This window comes from Arthrobacter sp. GMC3, assembly GCF_002929305.1.
Lineage (GTDB): Bacteria > Actinomycetota > Actinomycetes > Actinomycetales > Micrococcaceae > Specibacter.
This window is the reverse complement of record NZ_PJIO01000003.1, coordinates 378976-398217: the sequence shown is the minus strand read 5'-3', so window position 1 is coordinate 398217 and position 19242 is coordinate 378976. Positions and strand designations below refer to the sequence as shown.

At 64.0% G+C, this 19242-nt stretch carries 14 protein-coding genes; 8 read left to right on the top strand and 6 right to left on the bottom strand.

The annotated features are described in order from the left end of the window. Positions 1-191 precede the first annotated feature (191 nt). From CXQ94_RS08085 to CXQ94_RS08075, 3 genes are read right to left on the bottom strand one after another with little or no spacing between them, the layout of a single operon-like run. Positions 192-1235 carry an NAD(P)-dependent oxidoreductase gene (locus tag CXQ94_RS08085; protein ID WP_104088198.1) on the bottom strand — a complete coding sequence of 348 codons (1044 nt, stop codon included), beginning with the start codon at positions 1233-1235 and terminating at the stop codon, positions 192-194. Further along, positions 1232-3976 carry an alpha/beta fold hydrolase gene (locus CXQ94_RS08080; RefSeq protein WP_258066849.1) on the bottom strand — a complete coding sequence of 915 codons (2745 nt, stop codon included), beginning with the start codon at positions 3974-3976 and terminating at the stop codon, positions 1232-1234. Before CXQ94_RS08080 ends, CXQ94_RS08085 begins: the two co-directional genes overlap by 4 nt. Then, positions 3970-4995, bottom strand: coding sequence for a 3-oxoacyl-ACP synthase III (locus CXQ94_RS08075; RefSeq protein WP_104088528.1), 1026 nt, complete (start codon positions 4993-4995; stop codon positions 3970-3972). Before CXQ94_RS08075 ends, CXQ94_RS08080 begins: the two co-directional genes overlap by 7 nt. 254 nt (positions 4996-5249) lie before the next feature. Here CXQ94_RS08075 and smc point away from each other — a divergent pair, with 254 nt between their 5' ends. Further along, complete coding sequence (smc, locus tag CXQ94_RS08070) at positions 5250-8891, top strand: chromosome segregation protein SMC (protein ID WP_181034124.1); 3642 nt, start codon at positions 5250-5252, stop codon at positions 8889-8891. Here the strand turns inward: smc and CXQ94_RS08065 are convergent. Further along, positions 8888-9904 (bottom strand): zinc-binding dehydrogenase, encoded by a 1017-nt coding sequence (locus CXQ94_RS08065; RefSeq protein WP_258066848.1) that lies wholly within the window; start codon positions 9902-9904, stop codon positions 8888-8890. The genes smc and CXQ94_RS08065 overlap by 4 nt on opposite strands. A gap of 72 nt (positions 9905-9976) precedes the next feature. On the opposite strand from CXQ94_RS08065, the gene CXQ94_RS08060 reads away from it, so the two are divergent. Continuing rightward, entirely contained in the window at positions 9977-10549 is a 573-nt protein-coding gene (locus CXQ94_RS08060) for a TetR/AcrR family transcriptional regulator (protein ID WP_104088192.1), read from the top strand. On the opposite strand, the gene CXQ94_RS08055 is transcribed toward CXQ94_RS08060, so the two are convergent. Further along, positions 10546-11004 carry a GNAT family N-acetyltransferase gene (locus tag CXQ94_RS08055; RefSeq protein ID WP_258066873.1) on the bottom strand — a complete coding sequence of 153 codons (459 nt, stop codon included), beginning with the start codon at positions 11002-11004 and terminating at the stop codon, positions 10546-10548. The genes CXQ94_RS08060 and CXQ94_RS08055 overlap by 4 nt on opposite strands. A gap of 86 nt (positions 11005-11090) precedes the next feature. Continuing rightward, positions 11091-13031 carry an FAD/NAD(P)-binding domain-containing protein gene (locus CXQ94_RS08050; protein WP_104088187.1) on the bottom strand — a complete coding sequence of 647 codons (1941 nt, stop codon included), beginning with the start codon at positions 13029-13031 and terminating at the stop codon, positions 11091-11093. Positions 13032-13277: 246 nt separating this feature from the next. On the opposite strand from CXQ94_RS08050, the gene CXQ94_RS08045 reads away from it, so the two are divergent. The 6 genes from CXQ94_RS08045 to CXQ94_RS08020 are packed head-to-tail and all read left to right on the top strand — an operon-like array spanning position 13278 to position 19240. Beyond that, positions 13278-14321: an amino acid ABC transporter permease gene (locus CXQ94_RS08045; protein ID WP_104088184.1), complete on the top strand. Its 1044-nt coding sequence runs from the start codon at positions 13278-13280 to the stop codon at positions 14319-14321. Continuing rightward, on the top strand, positions 14318-15124 hold the full coding sequence (locus CXQ94_RS08040; RefSeq protein ID WP_104088182.1) for an amino acid ABC transporter ATP-binding protein: 807 nt from the start codon (positions 14318-14320) through the stop codon (positions 15122-15124). Before CXQ94_RS08045 ends, CXQ94_RS08040 begins: the two co-directional genes overlap by 4 nt. 13 nt (positions 15125-15137) lie before the next feature. Next, the gene (locus CXQ94_RS08035; protein ID WP_104088179.1) at positions 15138-16127 is read left to right on the top strand and encodes an ABC transporter substrate-binding protein; all 990 of its coding nucleotides are present in this window, start codon (positions 15138-15140) and stop codon (positions 16125-16127) included. Beyond that, on the top strand, positions 16124-17290 hold the full coding sequence (locus tag CXQ94_RS08030) for an LLM class flavin-dependent oxidoreductase (RefSeq protein WP_104088177.1): 1167 nt from the start codon (positions 16124-16126) through the stop codon (positions 17288-17290). The genes CXQ94_RS08035 and CXQ94_RS08030 overlap by 4 nt, the downstream gene beginning before the upstream one ends. After that, entirely contained in the window at positions 17268-18098 is an 831-nt protein-coding gene (locus tag CXQ94_RS08025; protein WP_104088174.1) for a DUF1684 domain-containing protein, read from the top strand. Before CXQ94_RS08030 ends, CXQ94_RS08025 begins: the two co-directional genes overlap by 23 nt. Continuing rightward, a complete protein-coding gene (locus CXQ94_RS08020; protein ID WP_104088172.1) occupies positions 18095-19240 on the top strand; it encodes an LLM class flavin-dependent oxidoreductase in 1146 nt (381 codons plus the stop codon). Before CXQ94_RS08025 ends, CXQ94_RS08020 begins: the two co-directional genes overlap by 4 nt. Positions 19241-19242: the final 2 nt, after the last annotated feature.

Below are 19242 nucleotides of genomic sequence, written 5' to 3'. Positions count from 1 at the left end.
TTGCTGGAGTGCATGAGCCCTCGTCGAACGTTAGGTAGCGAAGCTATGTCCTTGTCCGAGACTAGGTGGCAGTGAACACCCTAACAAGGGGGTGCGGCACAATCGAGTGGTCCTCAGGCGAAAATCGAGTACTTAGGTCACATCGCAGGGATACCAGCAGGACCGAAACCAAGTACCTCCCTCGATGGTAGCTACGTGGCCAGGCCCTGGTAGTGCGCCGCCAACTTGGCTAGCCCCTCGTCGATGGACACGGCAGGCGTCCAATCCAGAACGGCTTGGGTGTGCCGCTGGTCGAACCAATGGGCCGTGGATAACTGCTCCGCCAGGAAACGGGTCATGGGAGGTTCGTCCTGGACCCAGCCCCGAGTTCCCGCCGCCGTCCAAGCTTTCTCAATAACGGAACCGGCACCCCGGGCCAGCCAGCCCGGCACCGAGTATCCGGGCGCGGGGACGCCGGCCGCAGCGCAGATCCCGGCGATGAGTTCGCCAACCGGGCGCGGCTCGCCGTTGGTGACCACAAGGGCCTGCCCGTGGGCGTAGTCCATGCGCACAAGCCCTTGGACAATGGCGTCTGCCGCATTGTCCACATAGGTGGTGTCGATCAGGGCCCGTCCGCCGTCGAGCAGGGGCAGTCGTCCGGCCCGTGCACGTTCAACCACGCGCTCTACCAACTGGGTGTCGCCTGGACCCCACACAATGTGCGGGCGGATTGCCGTGACACGGAACTCGGGGGAGTCCTGGGCCAGTGCCAGTTCCTCGGCTGCGGCCTTGGACCTGGCATAGTGGCCGCGGGCCAAATCCGGATTGGCCGTTCCGGCGCCTGCACCCACGATCGAGGAGCCAAAGTGGGCCACCGACGGGGAAGAGACAAACGCAAAGTCCCGCACCCCGGCATGCTTCGCGGCGGTCACAAGTTGGCGGGTGCCAACAATGTTCGTGGCAACAAAATCGTTCCATTCGCCGGTGAAGGACACCTTGGCGGCCAAATGTACGACGGCGTCAACACCTGCCACGGCGCGTGCAGCGACGTCGGGATCGGCCACTGATCCCTGGATGGACTCCCAGGGATCGCTGACAGCACTGCGCTGCAAGGAGCGAACCATGTAGCCGCTGTCGTGTAGGCGTTGCGCAACCGCCCGTCCCAGCAGGCCACTGGTACCCGTCACCAAGACGCGGCGCTGGGCGCTGCTGGAGGGACTAGGTGCCCCAGCGGCCGCCGTTGCACGCCTGCTCACGGACGGCCAGCTTTCTGTCCGGATAGCATGCGCGAGGCCCAGGCCGACAAGGCGGTGCGGTCGATCTTCGAATTGTGCCGGATGTCGGTGGGCATGGCGTCGATGACGAGGACCGCCGCCAGCTCCGCGCCTGCCGCTAGTGCGGACGCACGGACGGCAGCGGCCACCTGCGGATCGGCCAAACCTGACTGTTTTGCGGCGGGCACGGTTTCAACGACGGCGACAGCAACCTGTGCGCCTGCCGGGCCAACGCCCACCAAGGCCGCGCGAGCTACCACGGGCAAAAGCTCGAGTGCCTGTTCGACGGCGACCGGGGTTACCGCCCCTGCGGCCGTGGTCAAAACATGGGCTAGCCGGCCTTCAACCCAGAGCCTGCCCTCGGTATCCAGGTGGCCCACATCGCCTGTGCGGTGCCAGCCGGGAATCGACGTGCTGAGCTCCTCGGTGATCCATAGCCTGTCGTAGCGTTCCTTGACATGAGGTGCCCGCACAAGGATCTCGCCGGTGACATTGGGGTCAACTGTGGGCTGGCCGGTGACTGAGCCGTCCGGGTTGATCGGGGCAATGGCCACGGTTGCGCCGCTGACGGCGTGCCCCACGCACACCCCGTTCCCTGCTCCGGCGCGGCGAATGCCTGCCAGATCAATGTCGGTCACGGGCAAGGCCTCTGTCATGCCATAGGGCGTGTGCAGAACCGCATTGGGGGTGAGTAGTTGCACCTGGTCCAGCAGTTGCTCGGCTAGAGGGGCGCCTGCCGAAAGTACCAGCTCGACGCCGGACAGTGCGGCATGCGCGTGCGCCGTCAGGGCGTCCTGGGTTGCCACCACGTTGACAAGTGCCGCCGGGGAGGCGAAGACAACGCTGGCGTTGATCGCCGCGGCGGCCTCCGCCAGAGCCTGCGCCGTCAGGGTGCGCGGCGCTGTCACATCCATGTCAGGGGTAACAGTGGTTGCGCCAAGAGCCGGTCCCAACAGGGCAAAAGGAGCAAACCCGGCGACCAAGGCTGTGCCCGCGGCCAGGTTGTACGTTTCCTTGAGTGCGTCGCGCATGGCAGCTAAACGGCGGTGCGTGTAGACAACGCCCTTGGCCGGCCCCGTCGAGCCGGAGGTAAAGAGCACCGCGGCGTCGTGATCTGGGTTAGCTGCGCTGAAAGTTGGCGCCGTGCCGGCTACGCGCAGGGCCCGCCCGTTGGCCAGTAACTCGGGGACCGATGCGGCAACGTTCAGGACGCTTTGCTTCAGCCCTGCCGCAGCGGAGAAATCGTCGGCACTGATCTTCACACCTGGCCAGTTGTAAAGCCTTGCACCTGCCAGTGCACGCTCAATACCAATCAGGTAGGCGGGTCCGGCACCCTTGATGGCCCGGCTCATGCCCTGTGTTCCCAGGCCGGCATCCGCCACAACGATCACCGCGCCGAGGCGCAGGCACGCATATATTAACGTTGTCAGGTTAATTCCGGGCGGGACCAACAAGCAGACCCGATCACCGGATTTCACACCCAGATCGGCCAGGCCCAGGGCGAGATCGTCCACATCACGGGCAAGCTGCGCCCAAGTAAGTCCCCGGGTGCTCCCATGACTCGCAAGCTCGCCACGGGGCCCTCGCAGCCCTGCGGCCAGCATGTCCACTATGGCCGTGGAGTTGTCACCACGACGGGCATCAAGTTCGGCCAGCATGGGGCGGTACTCGGAAGTGGAGGTGTCCGAGGCAGGGTTTGCAGCGGCAGACGATGTAGCCGGTTCCTGCCCTGTGGATACGTTCTTGGCGAGCCAGGCAAACGTGGGCGTTGCGATGTCCCGGTCCTCCTGGACCAAATGACTGGCACCTTCGAAGCGGTGGACGTCGGCCTGGGGTAAACGGGTCAGCAGATCCTGCAGGTAACGGTCGGAAAATACGGGGTCCTTGGGGCCCCACATCATCAAGGCCGGAACCTCCAGGGTGCGGATACCGGAGGACACAGCGTCCAAGGCAGCCCAGGATGGGTGGGCCGGGGTGGCTGGGATGTCGGCCACAAAATTGCCCACGCCGGCACGCCGGAATGCTGTTGTATAGGGTGCCATGAAGGCGTCACGGACTTCCGGGGCCAAGGCAGGTTGCGCTAGTCCGTGGGTTACACGCAAAAAGGCGGACGACGTCGTCGTGCCCCACTTGTGGACGGCTGGGTGCAGGGCAAGCTTGAGAGCCGGGGGCAGCGAAAAACCTGCCGGATGAACGGCGGTGTTGGTCAGCACCACGGCGGCCAGTTGATCGCGGTGGCGGGTGGCCCAGCCCAAGGAGATGAGACCGCCCCAGTCGTGCCCCACCGTGACAACGGGTCCAGAGAGTGAAAGGGCTTCGCTTAGATCACCCAGATCGGTGATCCGGTCCTCCAAACGGCGGAAGGTGCCCGTGCGTTCTGAGAAGCCCATATCCAGCTGGTCGACGGCGATGACTCGCCAAGGGCCGCCGGCGGCAAGTGTGGTCGGGGCCGTTGCCCCGGCCAGGAGTGAACGCCACAGGTATGACCAGGTGGGGTTGCCATGAACGCACAGCAAAGTACCCGCCGGCTCGAGCCCGGTGGCGGCAACATCGTCGGCATTGTCCAAAAAATGCCATTGGTGGCGGGTTCCGGGGGCGTCGACCGCTGCACTGGAAGGCACCGAGAGGGTGCGCCGCCATCTGGCCCGCACACCCGGCCACGGGTCAGCGTAGCCGGGTGTAACCGAAAGCGAGGATTCCCCGGGAACGGCAGGAGCTACCACGCGATTTCCATCATCGCGGTGTTCAGCCCCGAGCCCACACCCATGCACAGCACACGGTCCCCGGGGTTGAGGGTCTGCGCTTCCTGTGCCAGAGTCATGGGCAGCGAAGCCGGCCCCACATTGCCCCACTTGGGGAACGTGATGGGCACCTTGCTGCGTACCAGGTCCACTGCCTTGATGATCGCGTTGGTGTAGGAGTTGGACACCTGGTGGGTGACGTAGCGGTCCATGGTGCGCCAGTCCCACCCGTTGCCGTGGGCCTCATGCCAGGCGTCGGTGACAAGCTCCAGGCCGTTATCCAGCAGGCCCTTAGTGTCGGTAAACATGCCGTCGGGGCCACCAACGCACAGTTCGTGGTGTGAGGTCCCGGCCCGTGAAACACCGCCCAGGATGCGGTGCCCGCCCGGATGCAGGTCGGCAGGGCCGATGACGGCGGCCGCCGCCCCCGATCCCAGGGTCAAGGTGGCAAACTCACGCAGGTAATCCGCGCGGGTGGAAGATTCCTGATTGAGCCGGCGGAAGGTGGTCTCCTGGGTGGCTTGGGCGTCCTCGCCGGCCACAATGAGTGCGTACTGGATTTGGCCGGAGTCGATCATGTTCGCGGCAAGCGTGATTCCGTTGACGAATCCCAGGCATGCATTAGCCAAATCAAAGTTCAACGCCGAGGAGGGCAAGCCCAAACCGTTGTGGATCTTCACAGCCACGGAGGGTTCCAGATTGCGCCGGGTGACGGAGGTGTTGATGAGCAGGCCGATCTGGCCGGCCTCAATTCCGGACTCGGCCAGGGCTTTGGCGCCGGCCTCGATGGCGGCGTCATCAAAGTCTGTTCCGGGAGCCCACCAGCGACGCTCCTGCACCCCTGCGACCCGTTCCAACATGCGCTTTGAAAGCCGCAACCGTTTCAGGCTGGGGGCCAATCGCTCATCGAAATCGGCGGAGGTGACAACTACCGGGGCTTCTACACTGGTGACGGCGAGTAAGGCGGTGTTGTGGTGACGAAATGTTGCGTTGCCGATCAAATTCCAGCCTTTTTCTTCTATGTTCCAAGGGTGCCCGGCGACCGAAAAAACGGTTCCCAAAGGCAACCACCTAAGGACACACAGCGGCAGCGTCCCCGGCCCGACATCTAGTCTCAGCCTTAACTATGCACCTTAGATGGGGTTTCCCGCACATACCCCGCCGCGCATACATGCATGGCGCGACCCCGTCGCGGAGTGATTCCACGATAGATTAACAACTGAAAACCTTTTCGCACGCAGGAGTATAAAACAGTTTGCATCTAAAAAGCCTGACCGTGCGCGGATTCAAATCATTCGCCTCGGCCACCACCTTCGACTTTGAACCCGGGGTGACGGCCGTGGTTGGCCCCAACGGCTCCGGCAAATCCAACGTGGTTGACGCCCTGGCCTGGGTCATGGGCGAGCAAGGCGCAAAAACACTGCGCGGGGGCAAGATGGAGGACGTCATCTTTGCTGGCACCTCGGCCCGCCCCCCTCTGGGCCGGGCCCATGTTGCCCTGACCATTGACAACGCCGACGGCGCCCTGCCCATCGAATACTCCGAGGTCACCATCTCCCGGACCCTGTTCAGAACTGGCGGCTCCGAGTACGCCATCAACGGCACAGGCTGCCGGCTCCTGGACATCCAGGAACTACTCTCGGACTCCGGTCTCGGCAAGGAAATGCACGTCATAGTGGGCCAGGGCCAGCTGGATAAAGTCCTGCACGCCAGCGCGGAGGACCGCCGCGGCTTCATCGAGGAAGCCGCCGGCATTCTCAAGCACCGCCGCCGCAAGGAAAAGACTTTGCGCAAGCTCGAGGCCATGGCCGCCAACCTGGCCCGCCTGAGCGACCTGACCGGTGAAATCAGACGCCAGCTAACCCCCTTGGGCAAGCAGGCCGCCGTGGCACGGCGGGCGCAGACCGTCCAGTTCGACGTTCGCGATGCCAGGGCACGCCTGCTGGCCGATGACATCGTCACCCTGACCACCGCCGTCGAACAGGATGTGGCCGATGAACTTGCGCTGAAGGCCCGGCGCGAACACGTGGAGGCGGAGCTGCTCAAGGCCCGCACACAACAGGCTGTGCTGGAACAGGACGCCGCGGCGGCCGCACCCGTGCTGACCGCCGCCCGTGACACCTGGTATCAGTTGTCGGCCACCCGGGAAAAGTTCAGGTCGCTGGGCGTGCTCGCCACTGAACGGCACCGCCATCTGGGAACCGCGGAAACGGCGGCCGATCCCAGCAGGGACCCCGACAGGTTGGCCCAGCAGGCTCTTCGAGTGCGTGCCGAGGAGGCCGCGCTTGAGATGGATTTGGAGGAACGCCGTTTCGGGTTGGAGACGGCCATGGAGATCAAAGAAGACGTTGAGGCGGCGGTGCGGGCTGAAGAGCAGCGCGTCCGTGAACTATTGAAGGCCACCGCTGACCGCCGGGAGGGGCTGGCCAGGCTCGCCGGGCAGGTTGCCTCGGCACGCTCCAAGGTGGAATCCGCCGAGGCCGAGATCGGGCGCCTGCACCAAGGCAGGGCAGCCGGTTCCCAGAGGCACGGCGCCGCCGCCGCCGAATTTGCCGCGTTGGAGGCAAAAGTTGCCGGCGTAGAGCAGGGCGAGGAGCGCCTCGATGCCGACTACGAGGAGGCCGCCGCCGCCCTGGCCGCCATTGACGCCGTCGTTGAGGAGCTGACGGCCGCGCAATTGACTGCCGAACGTGAGAAGGATTCGCTGTCCGCGCGCAGGGACGCCCTCGCTGTGGGGCTGCTGCGCAAGGACGGCTCCGCGGAACTGCTCGCCTCGGGGCAGCCCGGGGTGCTGCGCGCCATGGCCGATCTGTTGACGGTGGAAGCAGGGCATGAGACGGCCATCGCGGCAGCCCTGGGCGCAGCCGCCGAAGGTGTTGCGGTGGCCGACGCCGATGCCGCCGTGGCCGCGCTGGAACGGGTCAAGGCGGACGACGGCGGACGGGTCACCTTGGTGGTGGCCGGGAATGCCGGCCCCGGGCCGGAGCGTCCCGGAACGGCCAACGGGATGCCTCTGCGGGGGCTGTTCCAGGAGGTGTCCGCCGCCTGCGCGGCAGTGCATGGTGCCGCCGTAGCCCGGGCACAAGTGAGTGGCCCGGCCGAGTTTTCCGTAGCTCTTGACGTTCTCCTCGACGGTGTGGTGCTGGTCCCCGACCTCGCAGGTGCGGCAGAGGTACTCAGGCGCTTTCCGTCCCTCACCGCAGTCACCAGCGACGGCGACGTCCTGAGCGTGTATGCGGTGCGGGGCGGCTCGGCGAGTGCCCCGTCCCTGCTGGAACTGCAGGCGGCCGTGGATGAGACCGAGGCGAAACTTCAGGCGGCAACGGCCGAGGGTGAGCGGGCCCGCTTTGCCCTGGCTGGCGCAGCAGCACAGCGCGTGCCCGCCGCGGCCGCAGAAAGCGCCGCTCTTGCGGCCCTGCACGATTCCGACGCCCGGCTTGCGGCCGTATCGGAGCGGCTGGGATCGTTGGGGGCAACCCTGCGGTCGGCGGCTGGGGAATCCGAGCGCCACGAGTTGGCGCTGGGTGTGGCAACAGCGAACCTGGAGAAGGAATCACACGCTCTCGTTGAGATCGCGCAGAGGCTGGCCTTAGCCCAAGAGGCGCCGGCGGAAATCGACCCCTCCATGGATGACAGGGATGCCCTGGCAGCCCAGGCCAGCGCGGCACGAGTTGTTGAGATGGAATCCCGCCTGTCATTGCGCAGCACCGAGGAACAGCTCAATACGGTGCGGAACCGGGCGGCGTCGCTGGAGCGGGCTGCCGCAACCGAGCGTGTGGCCCGGGAGCAGGCAGCGGTGCGTGCCGAACGGCGTCGTTATCAGGGGCTAAAGGCCGCCGCCGTTGCTCAGGCGGCGGCGACTATCCTGGAGTTCATCGAGGCGTCCATTGAGTTGGCAGAACGCGAACGTGATGCCGCTGAGGAACTGCGTGCCCAGCGCGAGGTGGAGCTGATGGCGGTGCGATCGGCCACCATGGAGCTGGATAAAGAGCTGGCAAAGCTGGTCGACTCCGTACATAAGGACGAGTTGGTCCGGGCCTCCCAGCGCTTGCGCATTGAAACGCTGGAAAACAAGGCCATCGAGGAACTGGGACTCACCGTTGACCACCTCATCAAGGAGTACGGGCCCACGACGCTGGTGCCGCCAAGCCCCGGCGAATCTGGTGACAAGTGGGCTGAGCTGCGGGTTTCCGTCGATGACTCCGGCGCAGAAATCCCGGAAGGCTCCCCGTTTGTCCGGGCCGAACAGGAGAAGCGCCTTAAACGCGCCGAGCGTGACCTGGCGGCGTTGGGGAAGGTGAACCCGCTGGCTCTGGAGGAGTTTGCCGCGCTGGAGGAACGCCACCAATTCCTGTCCACGCAGCTGGAAGATTTGAAATCCAGCCGCAAGGACCTGATGGACATCATCAAGGAAGTGGATGCGCGCGTGGAGGAAGTGTTTACCTCCGCCTATGCCGATACGGCCGTGCAGTTCGAACGTGTCTTTGGCAGGCTTTTCCCGGGTGGAGAGGGGCGGCTGGTCCTGACCGACCCCTCCGACATGTTGACCACCGGCATTGAGGTGGAGGCGCGCCCGGCCGGCAAGAAGATCAAGCGGCTCTCCTTACTCTCTGGCGGCGAGCGATCGTTGACGGCGGTGGCGCTGCTGGTGGCCATTTTCAAGGCCCGGCCCTCGCCCTTCTACGTCATGGACGAGGTCGAGGCGGCCCTGGATGACACCAACCTGGGCCGGCTCATCACCCTCTTTGAGGAGTTGCGCGAATCCAGCCAGCTCATCATCATCACGCACCAAAAGCGCACCATGGAGGTGGCCGACGCCCTCTACGGGGTGTCCATGAGGGGCGACGGCGTCTCCCAAGTGATCAGCCAGCGTCTGGACCGCGCGAACTCGGCTTAGAAGGTCACCACCACTTTGTCCGCGGCGCCGGGAGTTGCTGCCAATGTCAGTGCTTCCTGGACACGGTCAAAGGGCACGGTGTCACTGATGATCAGGGCGTAGCGTTCCCACGCGGCGATGATGTCGTTGGTGACCTCGAAAATCTCGGTGGGATAGCCACGCGAGAGCGTGATGGTCAGTTCGGTGGACAGCAGGGCACCGAAATCAAGCTCGACGGGCTTCTTGTGTACGGCGGGGATGCTCAGCCTGGCACCATGCTTGGCAATCTTCTGCACCGTTTCGATGACGGCCGGGGCGCCGGCGGCGTCGATATAAATGTCAGTTCCGGGCCGGGAGTCTCCCGGTCGCAGGGGGATGTCACCATGTAGTTCGATCAGTCGCGATGCCACATCTTCCTCGGCAGAGTTGATGACGGCACTGGCGCCAACGGCCAATGCCTTCGCCAATCGGGCGGGCTGCACATCGATGACGATAGTTTCTACGCCGCGGAGTGTGAGATCGATGACTGCGCCGAGGCCAATCGGGCCGGCGCCAAAGACCACAGCCTTCTCGCCCGACGTCGGATTGGCTCGGTTGACGGCATGGCGTGCAACGGCCATCGGCTCATTGAGTGCGGCCACCTCCCAAGGGATATGTTTGGGCATGATGGCCAGGCTCTCGCCCACGACGGCGTTTTCGATGAGAAGGTACTCGGCGAGACCGCCACTCGATCCACCATTTCCGATAATGCCGGTCGGTGCCGCCATGGGATTGATGACAACATGGTCGCCAACCGAAAGTCCTGAAACGTCGGGGCCAAGTTCGATGATTTCGCCAGCGATCTCGTGGCCTAGGGGAGTGTGGCCCTGCCTCGGAGGAATGCCACCAATCTGGATGTAGAACGTATCCGATCCGCAGATGCCGCAGGCCTTGACCTGTACTAGTGCATCTGCGGCCTCGATGGTGGGTTTTTCGACATCGAGTACGGTGGTCTGGTTCACTCCGGTCACGACGACCGATTTCATGGTTGGCATGGCTTGCTCCTTTGCGCCAAGCAGTGGGATATATTTTAAGTAGTCGCTCGGCTAGTTAGAGGAGCTTACCTCATGAATATCAACGAAGTGCCGGCAGTTCGTCGTCGGAGTCCACGCGGCCAGGGAAAGTCGAAAGTCATCGAAGCTGCGTCAGGGCTGTTTGCAGAACAGGGCGTCAGTGGCACTTCTCTACGGGAAATCGCCGACCGCATGGGTGTGACAAAGGCTGCCGTTTACCACCAATTCGCCTCCAAGGAAGAGATTGTACTGGCGGTGGCGGAGCCAGTGATCGCTAGGCTGCAGGCGATTGCAGATCACGCCGATTCACTTTCCCCTGGCCCAGCACTCACAGCGACCGTTGAGGGCCTGGTGGACCTTGCGTTGGCCGAACGTGGCACTGCGGCGGTCATCCGGCGGGATCCGGTCATGGCCCGGATACTGGATTCGCATGTGCCGTACAGTTTGCAGATTGCCCGAATTGACGCGCATCTGCTCGGGCATGATCCTTCCGTTGAGCGGCGCGTCGCCATGGCATTTGCTGGTGGCGGCATCATGGCACTGGGTGCCCTGCCAGACTTCGATGTTCTACCGGAGCAACTGCGCGCCGGTCTGGTCTCCGCCATGATCCGCGCACTAGCCGTCTAGGGGAGCAATACCTTACTGAACGCCAGAAAGGGGAGCGTTTCCGGGGCGGCCTCAACGTCGAAGTGTGGTTCGTAGCCGGTGTTCAGGTACAGCCCCCGTGCCTCTGGCTGGCGGGGTCCTGTGGTCAAGTACACGCGGGTGTATCCCAGGGCTGCGGCGTGGGCCTCCAGCTCGGCCAGAACCAGCCTGGCCAGACCACGACGGCGGTGCCCGGAATGGGTCCAGATCCGTTTGAATTCGGCCGTGTCCGCGCCGTATCGGCGGAAAGCACCGCCGGCCACCGAGGCCCCCTGTTCCTGCAGGATCAAGACGGCACCGTCCGGGGCGGTGAACTCGTGGGCAGGGTACTTGTTGAGTTCCTGCGCCGCGGAGCCGCTGCCGAAGAGGTCCGCATAGCGGGTTTCGTACTCAACGGCCAACTCATCGAGCAAAGGTCGCACCCTGGAATCGTCCATGGGCAGGGAGAGCACTTTCAGATCGGCCGCGACGGCGGGATTTGGTGTGGTGGCAGCGCTTGGCTGGTGCCGGGCAGTAAAAAGGGTCATGACTGTGTCCTTCCATAGAGGGCCGAGACGGGGGTTTCATCTGCGTGGGGAACCAAGGCGTGCAGAAGTGATCGCGCCAGTGCGTCGTTTTCTCGAAAGGGCGCGGCGTTGCTGCGGGGCCGGGCGAAAGCGCCAGCACCCCAGGCCGAGGTGCCCGGTCCCACCGCAAAGAGATGCTTCGCGAGTTCACCCCGGGGACCCACCACCTGATGGGTGTCCGAGACTAACAGTCGTCCGGTAGACACTGTACCGTCGGCGGAGAGCAGCTGCTGTTCAGAACCGATCCCGCTTCTCTGCAACTCCTCGAGCACCGGGTTGGCTGAGCGCACCACGGTCGGCTCCGGCAATCTGGCCTCAATAAAGGCGCTGGCCCGGAACTTGACGGTGCCATGGGCGGAGGTCGCGACGAACTGCCCCGTTGACTCATGGGCGGCAACGGTCAGGCCCGGACCAAGAAACTGCAACAGCCCTGCCCGGTGAAGGGCCAGTATCTGGCGCAGACGGTGCGGCGGCGGGCCAGAGTCGACAAAGCTAAAGAAGCCATGCCACCAGCCTTGGAGCGCCGCTTGGGACGCGGCCGTGAGCCGGTCTGCAGGAACAATGGCACCCAGGTCCATGTAGGCGCGCAAGAATCCCAGAAACAATGCCAGCGTTTCGGGGTTGCCCCCACCAGCCCGCAGCCTCAGGTCTTCGGTAATGTAGCCGGCCACGGCGTCCTGGACGGCCGCTTGATCGGCAAAGATGTGCCCGGTCAAGGGGTGATCGAGTCGTTCAAAATCCAGCCACAAGCTCGCCTCCGGAACGGCGGCAGCCACCAGGGCCGCCCGCTCCGGGCTATACCAATCCAGCTCCTGGAATTGGGTAGCGAACGCTTCCCAGCCCATGGAAACTCGATCGGGGCTGCCCGTGAATAGTTCGCGAAAATACGTGTAGGCGGCGTCCTTGGCAATAAGTGGCCACAGCTGCGTGCGGAAATCGAGTTCGCTGTGCCTCGCCAAAAGCTTGGCCACCGCATCGGCGGTGAAGAACAACGGCTCCCCGGGGGCCTCCCCGCGCAAGGTGCCTGTGATCTTTGAATGATAGGGAACCCCGCGGCGTGAGCCGGCCCAAAGCCTGGGCTCCGCTCCGGAAGGCACATAGCCAAGGCCGCCGTCGTCGTTCTCGACAAACCGGCCACCGCGGCCCTCCATCAGCAAGACCACCAGATCAACAAAAGCCAGACCCATACCAGAGACGATCGTGTCCTGGCCGGGAGCCAGGGCGGAGTAGTCCACGTCGGTGGTGTAGGCCGGTGCCGCGTGAAAGAGCCCGTGCCGCTCGGCAAAGTCTGCGTAGAGCGCGGAGGTGCCATGGGTCTGCGCATCCGTGTGGCCTACGGCAAGTACGACGGCGTCGGCGGCCAAGGCGGTGCCGTGGGCCAGCCTTACCGCCCAGGCCTTGCCTGCAGGCGAGGCGTCGATCGAGACGACGCTGTCCTTGTGTACCGTCACGGTGCCGTGCGGTGCCAGGGAAGCAACGGCATGGCGGAAGAACCATTCCAGGTAGGCGCTTTGGAGTTGCCGGGTGGGGAAGGATGCACGCGTCAAGGCGGCAGCCTGCGCCACCAAGTGCTGGGGCAGATTCGGTGCATCGGGCAGCGTACCTGCAACGACTGCGGCGGACCACTGGGCCAGGTCGGGCCCTTCCGCAACGGGCCCTGTGCAGGTCACCGAGGGGTCGGTGAACATGGTCACGTCCCCTGCCATGGAATTGAGCATGAGCCCCGGGTCTTGGTCAAAACGCCAGATCCGTCCGGAGCCGGGTTCGAACGGTTCAACCACATGGATCGATAAGGGCCCGGCAAGCAATTCGGGCAGGTTGGCACCAAGCCGTTCCAAGAGCCCGGCCGTGCGTGGGCCGCCGCCAACAAAGACGACTGTGGGGATGTGTTCTGACATGGTGACTCCTGAACAGGACGGGGTGGAGAACCCCATGTTAGGGCCGGCTCAACGCCACCGAACAGGCGGCTGTCACGCCCTGTCACGGTTGGTCACGGCACGTCAATGAAGGAAATGAGGCGACATGTGACGCCGTGCTACCGACGGTGACGCAGTGCAACGGCCGCCTTTGAATGGGTCAGTGTGGGCACCTAGATTTGCAGCCATCGAACACCCAAAAATCTATGTGAAGAAACGAGGTGGAGCATGAGCACTACATCAACCCACGTGGCGCAACCGGTTTCAAATCCGATGGCCAACGGTACTGTAAGCGACGAGGTACCGGACCCCGGGACGCTTGCAAACCAGCAGCCGGCAACCACGCCGCCGGAGCGGGCAGTCACGGACTACTCCGGCTACAAACTGGTGGCGGCCAAACACCCCTGGCGCTGGGTGGGCACAGCCGTAGTTGCCCTTGGCTTGGCAGCCATCATTTACTCCCTTGCCACCAACCCGCGATGGGAATGGGGGGTGGTGGCACAGTGGTTCACGGCCGAATCTGTGCTCCGTGGACTGGGTGAAACCCTGAAGCTGACAGTCATCGCCGGGGCCCTGGGCTTTGTGCTCGGTTTCATTCTGGCCCTGATGCGCCTCTCCGCATCCCCGCTACTGTCCTCGGTCTCCTGGACCTTTTCCTGGATCTTCCGTTCCACACCGCTGCTGGTGCAAATGCTGCTTTGGTACAACCTTGGGTACCTGTACGAGAAGATCAGCCTGGGCATCCCTTTCACCAGCATCAACTTCTTTGAGGTGCAAACCACCACACTGATCAGCCAATTTGCTGCCGCAGTCCTTGGCCTGACCTTGAATCAGGCGGCCTATTCGGCGGAGATTATCCGCGGCGGCATCCTTTCCGTAGACCAAGGCCAGCTGGAGGCCGCGGCGGCGCTGGGAATCCCGGCCTGGCGGCGGTCCACCCGGATCGTGCTGCCACAGGCCATGCGCTCCATCCTGCCGACGGCGTTCAACGAGATCATCGGCCTGGTCAAGGGCACCTCCATTGTGTACGTGCTGGCCTATTCGGAACTGTTCTACACCGTTCAAGTCATTTACAACCGAACCCAACAGGTCCTGCCGCTGCTGCTGGTTGCCACCCTGTGGTACATCGTGATCACCTCCGTGCTGAGCGTTTTCCAGTACTACATCGAACGGCACTACGCCAAGGGAGCGGTGCGGACCCTACCGCTGACGCCGCTGCAAAGGGCCCGGAAATTCTTCACCCTCCGCACCACCATTAGGGAGCAGCGATGACCATCACCGAAGCCCGCACCGAAACCCGCGGACTGGTCCAAATCACCGACGTCCACAAAAGCTATGGCGCACTCGAAGTTCTTAAGGGTGTCTCGCTGACCGTGGAACCCGGAGGCGTGGCCGTCATCGTGGGCCCCTCAGGGTCCGGCAAATCCACGCTGCTGCGGACCATCAACCACTTGGAAAAGGTCGACGCCGGCTACATCACCATCGACGGCAGCCTGGTCGGGTACCGGCAGCGCGGACGCACCCTGCATGAGCTCCGTGAAAAGGAAATCCTGAAGCAGCGCACCGAGATCGGCATGGTATTCCAGAACTTCAACCTGTTCGGGCACCTGAGCGCCCTCGAAAACGTCATCGAGGCTCCCATCGTGGCATTGCGAGCAAGCAAAGCCGAGGCGCGGCGACGCGGGCTGGAGCTTCTGGACAGGGTGGGGCTCAAGGACAAGGCGGAGGCCTACCCGAGGCAGCTTTCCGGAGGCCAGCAACAACGAGTGGCCATCGCCCGGGCACTGGCCCTTGAGCCCAAGATCCTGCTCTTCGACGAACCCACCTCCGCCCTTGACCCGGAACTTGTCAACGAGGTCCTGGACGTTATCCGCGAACTTGCCACCTCCGGCACTACCTTGATCATCGTCACCCACGAGATGGGATTCGCCCGCGACGTGGCGGACACCGTGATCTTCATGGACCAAGGCCGAATCGTGGAGCGTGGAACCCCGGCGGAGATCTTCAGCAACCCGCAAGAGGAACGTACCAAGAGTTTCCTCTCCAAAATCATCGAACCAGCATTCAACATCTAAAGGAACACCCCCCATGCCACACCACAACTTGGCACTGCGCACCCTGGCCGTGCTGCCCGCCGTCGTCCTCGCAGGAGTAGCGGTACTGACAGGCTGCTCCGACCCCGGGGCCCAGGCCTCACTTAATCAACCGACGACGCCGGCCAACGGCGTCACTTACAACAGCTCGCCCGAGCAAAACCGGATCCGCGCCTCAAAGGACCCTGCGCTTGCTGCCGAGGTACCAGCGTCCATCTCCAAGGACGGGAAACTGACCGTGGGCACCACCGCAGGTTCGGTGCCGCTTTCCTACTACGCGACGGATAACAAAACGCCCATCGGCTCGGAGATTGACATAGCGCAGCTGGTGGCGGACAAACTGGGCCTAACCCTGGACGTCCAGGTCACCTCGTGGGAGAACTGGCCGCTGAAAACCCAGTCCGGAGACTTTGAGGCGGTGTTCTCCAACGTGGGGATCAACAAGGACCGGGTGAAGCTGTTCGATTTCTCCAGCTACCGGGCAGCGTTCATGGGCTTTGAGGCCAAGAAGTCTGCCGGCTATGACATCAGGGGCGCCGATGACATCTCGGGGCTGAAGATTTCGGTGGGCTCCGGAACCAATCAGGAAAAGATCCTGCTGGCCTGGAACAAGGAACTGGAAGCCAAGGGCAAGGCCCCGACCGTGTTGCAGTACTACTCCTCCGACGCCGACACCATCTTGGCGCTGGCCTCTGGGCGTACCGATGCGAACCTGGCACCGTACCCGTCGGCCGTGTACCTGGCCAACACCCGTGAAGACCTCAAGATTGTGGGCAAGGTCAACGCCGGCTGGCCCAACGAGACACTGGTTGCAGCCACCACCTTGAAAGGGAACGGGCTGGCACCGGTCATCACCGACGCCTTGAACTCGGCCATCAAGGACGGCAGCTACGGCAAAGTCCTGGCCCGTTGGGGGCTCAGTGATGAGGCTGTCGCGGCCGCCACCACCGTCAACGAAGCCAACTATGTTCCGGGTGCAAAATGAAATTCCAGGTCCTTGACATCATTCCCCACCTGAAGAACCCGGTGACGGGGGAGATCGTTTCCACCGCAGATCGACTCAACCAGGTGGTTGCCACGGCACGGCTGGCCGAGGAACTGGGATACGACAGTTTCTCGGTGGGAGAGCGCCATGCAGGAGAGTTCATCTCCTCCTCACCCACCACGGTACTGGCGGCCATCGCGGCGGTAACCTCCTCAATCCGCCTGCAAAGCGGGGTCACGGTGCTCTCCGTGCTAGACCCAGTCCGGGTGGCGGAGGACTACGCCACCATCGACCAACTCAGCCGGGGACGGCTGGAACTGGTCATCGGCAAGGGCAATGAGGCACTTCAATACCCGCTGTTCGGGCTGTCACTGGATGACCAGTGGGAGTTGCTAGCCGAAAAGTACGGGCTCCTGCACCGCCTCTGGCGCGAAGAGAACCTCACCTGGTCGGGTCGCTTCCGGGCACCTTTGGAGGATCCAACCACGACGACGCCGCGCCCCTTTGCCGGGGCACCGCGCGTCTGGCACGGCTCGGCAACCTCCCTGGCCTCCGCCGCGCTCGCCGCCCAATGGGGTGACCCACTCTTCACAGCGAACGCCATCCAGCCCCGGGAGAACTACAAGGTGCTCATTGACCACTACCGCCAAGAGTATGAGCGCCATGGCCATGACCCCCGGTATCAATACCTGGGTTCTGGCAGTGGCGCCGGGGGAGTGTTCCTTGCCGACACCACGCAGGAAGCCAAACGCCAGTTTGGTCCCGTCTATGAGGCGCTGACGGTGGGCAGGAACGTGCCGGGTAACAATTCCCCGTACCGCGACATCGACCACGCAGTGGCCCAAGGCCCGTCCCTGGTGGGCAGCCCCCAGCAGGTCGTCGAAAAAATCCTGAGCTATCACGAACTCTACGGACACGATCTGCAGTCGATTTCGCTGCCCACCACGCTGCCCTTTGGTCAGCAATTGTCCCTGCTTGAACGCTTCGCCACCGACGTCATCCCGGCCGTCAAGGCTGCGGCGCCCACAACGCTTTGGGAAGCGGGGGACCCTTACGCTCTGCGCCCGGCATTCGCTGGCGCACAGGAACCGGACGCCGCCACCACCATCGCCACAGACCACGCAAACCATAGGAGTGACCATGTCCTTAGCACCACACACTGAAACAGCTTTCGCCGCCGACTGGCAGCAGTGGCACACAGAGCACGAGGCACAGCGTAGCGACCCCCACGGTTTCCTGGCCGTAACCCACCTGCACTGGCTCACCGAGAACCCCGCAGCGCTCGCAGGTGTCCCGGGCACCTGGCGGGTTCAGAACGACGTCGTTCACGTAGTTTTAGCCGCCGGGGAAAGCCTGCGACGTGACGGTGTGGAACTCAACGTAACAGGGGGCGAGCTCGCTTTTGGCCCCATTGAAGAACGCGACGGCTTCAACCTCTCCGCCGGCACTTCGGTGGTGGAGCTGGCCAAGCGCGGAGGCGAATATATTATCCGCCCACGCGACCCGGACAACGCGCTGCTACGCAACTATCGGGGAACCCCGGCCTACGCCCCGGATGAAAGCTACGCCGTGGCAGCGCACTACGTGCCGTTCAGGCAGCCGCGGGAGACAACCGTGGGGGCCGCCGTGGAAGGAATCCACCATGTGTACCAGGCGCCCGGGCAGCTCCGCTTCCGGCTGGGCGGCCAGGAACAGGAGCTCACCGTGTTCAACGGGCATGCTCCCGGCACGTTCACGGTCTTGTTCACCGACGCCACCTCCGGTGTGAGCACCTACGCGGCCAACCGGTCCCTGACGTTCGCTGCCCCCGAGAGGGGAGGGGCCGTGGTCATTGACTTCAACCGGGCCGTGAACCTGCCCTGCGCCTACACGGACCTGGCCACATGCCCGCTGCCGCCGGCGGAGAACCGCCTCAGCGTTGCAGTTGAAGCCGGCGAGAAGATTCCTTTTGAAAGGGAGGGCTCCCTATGAGCACCAACGAGCAAGAACGGCCGGGCTTCCTTGTCCTTGAGCTGGACGGGGACGGCGCCCACCCTGCCGCCTGGCGAGCCGCCAGACACGCTCCGCGTGAGCTACTGACGGGGGCCAGGATCCGTTCCACAGTCCTAGCCGCAGAATCGGCTGGCTTCCACGGGGCCACATTTGCCGACGGATCGCTGGCTCAGGGAGAAACCGATGTCGGGGGACGCCTTGACGCCATACAGCGGGCAGCGTTTGCCGGCCCACTGACGCGCAGCATCGTGCTGGTGCCCGAGGTGGACACGGTATACACCGAGCCCTTCCACGTGGCGACGCAACTCGCAAGCCTTGACTACGTTGCCGGCGGACGTGCTGGCTGGCTCGTAGCCGCCGCCAACAGTGAGAGCGCGGGCGCCGCCGTCGGACGCGAGACTGTTCACGGAACTGCCCTGGCGTTGGAGGCGGAGGCCTCCGTGGAGGTCAGCCGACGGCTTTGGGACAGCTGGGAGGATGATGCGGTGATTCGCGACGTTGAAACCGGGCAGTATCTGGATGCGGACAAGCTCCACTACGCCGACTTTGAAACCGGCCCGGACTTCCCAGGAGCCGGTTACACCGTGAAGGGCCCGGCCATCATTCCCCGCCCACTTCAAGGCCAGTTGCCCGTAGTGGCTCCGGCATCCCTGTTCGGTGAGCACCTATACGACGCCGGCGCGCTGGCCGGGATCGACGCCGTGCTGGTCACCGCACCCACGGCCCAGGCGCTGGCGGCGTCGGTGGCCAATTTCCGCCACCGACTCGGGACAACCGTTGCCATCATCGCTGAACTGGATGTTGTTGTGGATGCTAGGGGCCAAAGCGCCGAAGAACGGGTGGCTTACCTTGACGCACACACGTCCTGGCTCAGCCCCCGGGCACGTTACACGGGGGGTGCCGACGGCCTCGTGGAGCTGCTCACCGAAGTCTTAGCCGTGGCAGACGGTGTCCGCCTGCACCCGGCCGTCCTGGACGTGGAACTCGACGAGCTGTCTCGGCTGGTCCTGCCCGCCCTACGGCGACGCGGTGCGCTGGCACCGCAAACCCCGGACGCCACGTTCCGGGACCTGCTGGGGCTGGCACGTCCGGCCAACCGGTTCGAACTTGCAGGAAACTAAGG

Excerpts from the sequence above, each read along its gene's own strand:
- CXQ94_RS08025 (WP_104088174.1), top strand. The coding sequence starts at position 17,268 with ATGTCCTTAGCACCACACACTGAAACAGCTTTCGCCGCCGACTGGCAG.
- CXQ94_RS08020 (WP_104088172.1), top strand. The coding sequence starts at position 18,095 with ATGAGCACCAACGAGCAAGAACGGCCGGGCTTCCTTGTCCTTGAGCTG.
- CXQ94_RS08030 (WP_104088177.1), top strand. The coding sequence starts at position 16,124 with ATGAAATTCCAGGTCCTTGACATCATTCCCCACCTGAAGAACCCGGTG.
- CXQ94_RS08055 (WP_258066873.1), bottom strand. The coding sequence starts at position 11,004 with ATGGACGATTCCAGGGTGCGACCTTTGCTCGATGAGTTGGCCGTTGAG.
- CXQ94_RS08040 (WP_104088182.1), top strand. The coding sequence starts at position 14,318 with ATGACCATCACCGAAGCCCGCACCGAAACCCGCGGACTGGTCCAAATC.
- CXQ94_RS08060 (WP_104088192.1), top strand. The coding sequence starts at position 9,977 with ATGAATATCAACGAAGTGCCGGCAGTTCGTCGTCGGAGTCCACGCGGC.
- CXQ94_RS08065 (WP_258066848.1), bottom strand. The coding sequence starts at position 9,904 with ATGCCAACCATGAAATCGGTCGTCGTGACCGGAGTGAACCAGACCACC.
- CXQ94_RS08035 (WP_104088179.1), top strand. The coding sequence starts at position 15,138 with ATGCCACACCACAACTTGGCACTGCGCACCCTGGCCGTGCTGCCCGCC.
- CXQ94_RS08045 (WP_104088184.1), top strand. The coding sequence starts at position 13,278 with ATGAGCACTACATCAACCCACGTGGCGCAACCGGTTTCAAATCCGATG.
- CXQ94_RS08050 (WP_104088187.1), bottom strand. The coding sequence starts at position 13,031 with ATGTCAGAACACATCCCCACAGTCGTCTTTGTTGGCGGCGGCCCACGC.